The 6,968-nt window shown below is 30.7% G+C and carries 6 protein-coding genes; 2 read left to right on the plus strand and 4 right to left on the minus strand.

The features are described 5' to 3' along the window. On the minus strand, positions 1-1,644 hold a 1,644-nt coding region (locus tag J6V67_RS07375; protein ID WP_291860899.1), incomplete at its 3' end, for an ATP-dependent helicase. Between the two features lie 185 nt (positions 1,645-1,829). Here J6V67_RS07375 and J6V67_RS07380 point away from each other — a divergent pair. Beyond that, positions 1,830-2,696: a LysR family transcriptional regulator gene (locus tag J6V67_RS07380; protein WP_291860901.1), complete on the plus strand. Its 867-nt coding sequence runs from the start codon at positions 1,830-1,832 to the stop codon at positions 2,694-2,696. On the opposite strand, the gene J6V67_RS07385 is transcribed toward J6V67_RS07380, so the two are convergent. Genes J6V67_RS07385 through sstT form a run of 3 tightly spaced genes read right to left on the minus strand, consistent with a single transcriptional unit; the run spans position 2,683 to position 6,079 of the window. Next, the gene (locus tag J6V67_RS07385; protein WP_291860902.1) at positions 2,683-3,129 is read right to left on the minus strand and encodes a hypothetical protein; all 447 of its coding nucleotides are present in this window, start codon (positions 3,127-3,129) and stop codon (positions 2,683-2,685) included. The genes J6V67_RS07380 and J6V67_RS07385 overlap by 14 nt on opposite strands. A gap of 2 nt (positions 3,130-3,131) precedes the next feature. Then, positions 3,132-4,847 carry a M3 family oligoendopeptidase gene (locus J6V67_RS07390; protein WP_291860910.1) on the minus strand — a complete coding sequence of 572 codons (1,716 nt, stop codon included), beginning with the start codon at positions 4,845-4,847 and terminating at the stop codon, positions 3,132-3,134. Further along, positions 4,847-6,079, minus strand: a complete 1,233-nt coding sequence (gene sstT, locus J6V67_RS07395; protein ID WP_291860904.1) for a serine/threonine transporter SstT — start codon at positions 6,077-6,079, stop codon at positions 4,847-4,849. Before sstT ends, J6V67_RS07390 begins: the two co-directional genes overlap by 1 nt. 304 nt (positions 6,080-6,383) lie before the next feature. Here sstT and J6V67_RS07400 point away from each other — a divergent pair. Next, the coding region (locus J6V67_RS07400; RefSeq protein WP_291860907.1) for an S-adenosylmethionine synthetase N-terminal domain-containing protein at positions 6,384-6,968 on the plus strand (585 nt) is incomplete at its 3' end.

Raw genomic sequence — 6,968 nt, forward strand, 5'->3', positions numbered from 1 at the left:
ACTTGCATGTACGCTCATTATAGATATAGCATCATCGCTAATTCTATCTTGTTCACTCTCAAGCGCAAGCTCATTTAAAAACTCTTCTAAATCAAATTCAGGAGTGTTTAATATATGATCTTTTAGTAGTGCATAAAACTCATCTATATTAATTACTCTCTCAGTGCCATCTGGTAAGCTATTATAATATTCTTTAATCCCAAATGTAGAATCAAATCTGCTTATTAAATCATATGGGGCTAGAGTAGAAAGCTCTTTTATATTGTTTGCTAGCTCTATTAATGTTTGGCTTAGTTTTTTGCTTAATACATCTTCACTCGCTATGTATATTGCATTATATAACGAAGTTTTACTATCAAAGGCAAATTTTTCTAGTTTTGCTAAGCTTATCTTGCCTAGACCTCGTTTTGGACGATTGATAATACGAGTAAGTGAAAAATCATCATTTGGATTTAAAATCAGCCTTAGATAACTTATAATATCTTTTATCTCAGCTCTTTCATAGAATTTAACCCCACCAACCATTTTATATGGAATTCTAGCCTTATTTAACCCATCTTCTAAACTTCTTGATAGTGCATTGACTCTGTATAAAATTGCAATTTGACTAGCTGATACGCCATTTGCAAGAAGTTTATTTATCTTTGCGGCGATATTTTTAGCTTCTACATTTTCATCGTTATGTTCTAAAATTTCTATAGGATTTTCATCTGGTAGTTGGCTTACTAGATTTTTACCAAGTCTTGAGCGATTGTGATCTATTAGCTCATTGGCTGCTTTTAATATTGAAGGGGTAGAGCGATAATTAGTCTCTAATTTAATTAATTTAACATCATTGAATTGATCTTTAAAATTTAATATATTTTCTATTCTTGCGCCTCTCCAACCATATATACTTTGATCATCATCTCCTACTACTACTAAGTTTTGGTGATTATAACATAGCTGGCGAAGTAACTTGTATTGTAAATCATTAGTATCTTGATACTCATCAACCATTATATATTTGTATCTATCTGAAATTTGACTACTTAAAGTAGGGTTATTAGCTAAAATATTATATGTTAAGCATAAAAGATCATCAAAATCAACTAAATTATTACTCTTTAGATACTCCTCATATAGCTTATAAGCTTTAGCTATTTTTTCATAATTTGTCTTTGAGTATTGTGTATCTAGTTTAGAGTTATCCATTACAGCTTCAACGCTTAAAAGCATATTTTTATATTTTGAGATCTCATTTGCTATTATAGCAGTTTGGACTTCGCTCTCTATCTCTTTTATAATCTTTTTTTTATCATCAGTATCAATTATTATAAAGTTATTGCTTCTATCTAGTTCATTTATATGAAATTTTAAAAATAATAGGCCAAATTTATGAAATGTGCAAAGTAAAGGATTTGTATTATAATTGCCAAGCATAGCCATAGCACGCTGTTTCATAGTAGTGGCTGCTTTATTAGTAAATGTAAGCGTAAGAGTGTTTAGTGGATCTATGCCAACTTCACTTATTAAATAGGCTAGACGCGAAGTTATGGTTTTTGTTTTACCGCTTCCAGCTCCAGCTAAGATTAGCATTGGGCCATCTATATGAGTGGCGGCTATTTTTTGATTTTCATTAAGTGAATTTAATAAATTGTTCATAAATTACTCTTTTTTGTTAATAAAACTAAGATTATATCAAATTTTAACTTAATAATAATACGTGTTACAAAAAGTTACAGATCAATTATTAAATATTAATATAAGTAAAAATTATATAAAATTAAAATCTAGTTTAAGGATTAAATTAATAAAATTGAAAAAGTAAATTTACTAAAGGGGTTGTTTTGATAGATTTTAATAAGATATATACATTTATGACAATTGTTAAGGAAAAAAGTTTTTCAAAAGCTTCGGCAAATTTAGGCTTGTCTCAACCTGCTGTTACTTTACAGATTAAAAAACTTGAAGAAATGTTGCAAACTACGCTTTTAGTTAGGCGTAAAAATGGGATTGTTTTAACAAAAGAGGGGGATAGATTTTATAAATTATGTCTTAAATTTGAAGGAGCAATGTTTAGATTTAAAGAGGAAGCCCATAGGATAAAAGATGAGAAATTTAAAATCTCAGTAGCTACAAATTTACTTATCTCTCATGCAATTTTACCTTTTATGCTAGATAAAATTTGTGATGTTATAAATAGCGATTTAGATGTTAAAATTACTGATACAAATAATGATTTAGTCTCAAGTTTAGTAGATAAAAGATGTGATATTATAATGACTCAAGAGAGATTATATAATGATCATTTAATATTTAAAAAGCTATTTGAATATGAAATAATTTTAGTATCTAATAAAGTTCCAAATCAAAAAATAACCCCAGCAAATTTAAGCGAATTTAACTTTATCACCGATAGGACAAAGTCATTTTTAAAGGGATATTTTGAGCAATTTGGAGTAAATTACGATGATTTACATACTGTTTATACGCTAGATGGTGCTATTGCTACAAAATATGCAATGTTAAATAATAAATCTAAAGAGTATGTAGCATTTTTACCTAAATTTTTAGTTAAAAAGTTAATTGCAAATGGAACGCTATTTCAAGTAGAAATTGAAGGTGTTAAAATCACTAGACCGGTATTTATAGCTGGACTCAAAGAAAATGAGTCCATACTAGAAAAGATGAGCAAGGTGACTATTGACCTTTAAAAATATCTCTATTTTTAGGATTATTTAAGAATATTTGTTTTGAGCGTTCCTGTTTAGTTTTAGGATCGCTCGGACTAAATGTAGCAAAATTTATCAAAATCGGATTTTCATCTATACTAATTCTAATAATAGCACCAATTGGTATGCTTACTACGCTAGCAAAATTATCTGGCCCAAATCCGGCTTCAAATTTTATCTCATCTTTACTAATTTCAACGCTACTTAGCGAATATCCAGCTAGACTAAATAAAATAACAGATGGATTAAAGTTGGCCTTAATCTCTTGAGGTAGTTCTGGAGTAAAACTAACAAATTTTGTGCTAACTAATATATCAAATTGAGTATTTTTTTGCATTAGCAAATTTAGTAAATCATAAACATTTCTATGCATCATAGATGCAAACTCACTATCATTTAAGAGTTTTTCAAGCATTACTACTCTCCTTTTATAAACTCATCGACTAAATTTGCTACTTGAGCAATTCCTACACTCCAAAATTCCTCATCACTAATATCAAAACCAAACATTTCTACAAGCTCTTTTGGACTTTTACTTCCACCTAAACTTAAAAATTTTGTATAAATTTCTGTAAAATTTGTGCATTTGCCGCTCTTATATAACCCAAAAAGCGCAAGTACTAAAAGCTGAGCATATGAGTACGCATAGCAATAAAATGGCGAATGTATAAAATGGGGTATATAACTCCACCAAATTTTATAATAATCATTTAAAATTAGCGAATCGCCAAACATCTTTTTAGACTCTTCAAGCCAAATTCTATTTAATTCATCGCTACTTATTTCGCCATCAAACTCATGTACTCGTCTTTCAAAAGTAGTAAAATTAATCTGTCTATAAAGCGTGGCAAATATATCTTCAATCTTGCTAGCTAGTAGGGCAGTTCTTTGCTCTTTTGGTAGATTATTTTTGACATATTCAAATACTAGCATTTCGCAAAATACTGAGGCTGTCTCAGCTGTTGTAAGTGGGGTATGGGAGCTTAGATATCCTACGCTATAGCTTAAGTATTGATGAATACTATGTCCTAATTCATGTGCTAAAGTAAAAAGATCACGCCTTCTACCTGTGAAATTTAGCAGTACAAATGGATGCACATCGCTACTAGCAGAGTGGGAAAAGGCTCCAGCTTGTTTGTTTTTATCTGGATAAACATCACACCAATTTTCATTAAAAGCTCTTTTTGCCAAATCTCCAAAAAGTGGACTAAAGCTATTAAAGGCATCAATTACAATCTTCTTAGCCTCTTCATAACTTATCTGCTCATCGCCACCTAAAGGAGCATATCTATCATAGTCATATAGCTCATTAAAGCCTAAAATATCACGCTTTTTATTATAAAATTTCGCTACTAGATCAAAGCTATTTTCACTAGCTTTTATAAGTGCATCTACGCTTGGCTTTTCTATTTGATTGCTTAAGTGTCTACTAGACTCACCAAATTCATATCCACGCAATTCACAACTATTTTTTAGATCTGTTTTAATCATATTATAGATATAAGTTAGCAGGTGTTGCATCGGCTCTAGACCTTTGCTTAGTGAGTATGCAGCATCTTTTCTAATGCTTCTATCATCGCTACTAAGTTTAGATAAAATCTCTTCTTCTTTTAAGCTTTGCCCACGAAATTCAAATCTAGCTCTAGCCATACTCTCATCAAATAATCTACTAAATGCACTAGCTCCAGTATTTGCAGTTCTTAGCAGAATTCTCTCCTCTAAAAAACTTAACTGATGGGTTTTATTTTTAGCTAGATTTTGTAAGTAATAGCTAAATTTGGTACTATTTTCTATAAATTTATTTTGTAAATTATCGCTAAGTTCATTAAATTCAATCTCAAAAAATAGAATTTGCTCTTCGATCTTAGTACAAATCTCTTCATATTTAGCTAAAAATGCCCCTTGGCTTGTATCTTTAGCAAATGTTAGATACGCATAGCTCATAATCTTGCCAATATTAGCTAAAATTTGTTCATACTCATTTATAGCATTTTCAAATTCACTAGGACTTAATAAATTTAGATTTTTACTAAATTTAGCATTAAATTCATTAGCATTTTTTTGTAAATTTAAACAAAATGTATCTAGCTCATCACTACTAGCAAAAAATTTAGATAGATCCCATATCATAATCATATCTCCTTAGTATTGTTTGATATAATAGCAGTAAATAAAACATCTGTAGAGCTATTTAATGCAGTCTCTACCGAGTCTTGAATTACACCAATAATAAATCCTATGGCTACAACTTGCATAGCTATATCATTACTAATTCCAAATAAAGAACACGCAAGAGGTATAAGCATAAGCGAACCGCCAGCTACTCCACTAGCACCGCATGCGCCAATTGCTGCTATAATGCTAAGCAATAAGGCATTCCAAAATCCAACTTCAATCCCTAAGGTATAAACTGCACTAAGAGAAAGTACAGCTATAGTAACAGCTGCACCAGCCATATTGATAGTAGCTCCAAGAGGTATAGAGATAGAGTATAGATCTTCATTTAGTTCTAATTTTTTACATAAATTCATATTTACAGGAATATTTGCAGCACTACTTCTGGTAAAAAACGCCGTAATAGCACTCTCTTTTATGCATGTCATTATAAGTGGATATGGATTTTTTTTAGTTACTACAAAAGCGATAATAGCATTTATTACAAAAGCAACAAACAGCATAGTCCCCACAAGTACCAATAAAAGTTTTGCATACCCACCAAGTGCGGCAAATCCAGTCTGAGCCACGCTAATACTTACAAGACCAAATATGCCAAATGGAGCAAGACGGATAACAAATTTAACTACTCTTGTAATTGCTTCACTAATATCTTTAAATACTTTTTTTGTCTCATTGCTACAATGTCTAAGAGCTAAACCAGTTGCAATAGCCCAAGCTAAAATACCAATATAATTACCAGTTGCAATAGCATTTAAAGGATTATCTACAATCTTATATACTAAATCTTTTAATACCACTGCTATATTACTAGGTGCTGCACTCATAGCTACTGATGTATTTTGTAGTACTAAAGAAGTAGGAAAGATAAAACTAACACACACAGCAGCTAAAGAGGCTAAAAATGTACCAATTAGATATAATACTATTATATTTTTCATTCCATTAGCACGGCCAAATTCTTTAAGCACTATAGAGGCACTTACTAGTACAAATACCAAAACAGGTGCCACAGCTTTTAGCGCACCTACAAAAAGAGAACCTAAAATAGCTGCAAAATCGGTTAAATTCGAAGCAAATACATTGCCACTATGAGCCATAAATCCTAAAGCTCCACCAAGAACAATACCAACTAAAATTTGAATTATCAAATTTCCGTCTTTATATCGCTGAGTAATATGTCTAATCATTAAAATCCTTTTGAATTAATAAAAGCTAATATTATATTTGAAATTCAATTAAATTTGGCTTTATAAAACCTTAAAAAATACACTAAATTTTTAACTTAATTTTATGTTGTTCTAAATATAATAAGCTACAAATTATTTTATATTTGTCATATTATTTATATTGTTAATTATTTGAATATAGATTAACCTTATTAAAAAGATATCCAAATCATTGCTACTATTAAATTTAGGGTATAAAATTAATATATAATTTACAAAATTATGCTAGAATTGCGCCCAAAAATCAAGTATAGTAAGGAAAAATATGTATCTATTTACAAGTGAAGTTGTAAGCCCAGGACATCCAGATAAGTGCGCTGATATCATAGCTGATAGCATTGTTGATGCAATACTATCACAAGATTCAAAAGCAAGAGTAGCTAGCGAGGTTTTTGTCGCTGGAAAGCATATTGTAATTGGCGGCGAAGTCAACTCAAGTGTAAATTTAAGTCATCACGAGTATAGAACCATAGTAAAATCAGCCTTGGCAAAGATAGGCTATAACGGTAATCCACATTTTAGCAAAGCCCAATGTCTTCACCCAGATGATATTGAAGTAGATGTATTTTTAAATCAACAAAGCCCAGATATAAATCAAGGAGTAGATCAAAGCAGCGGCGAGATCGGCGCTGGGGACCAAGGGATTATGTTTGGTTTTGCTTCTAATGAAACAAGCAATCTTATGCCAGCAGCAATCACATACGCTAGAATGATTTGTGATAGAGTTTATGATTATGCACTTAAAAATCCTGATAAATTAGGCGTAGATATCAAAACTCAAGTCACAGTAGATTATGGTAGCAAGGCTAATTTTGAAAATTGTCAGCCTGAGAAAATTCATACCATAGTA

The sequence above is a fragment of the Campylobacter sp. genome (assembly GCF_017646085.1).
Lineage (GTDB): Bacteria > Campylobacterota > Campylobacteria > Campylobacterales > Campylobacteraceae > Campylobacter.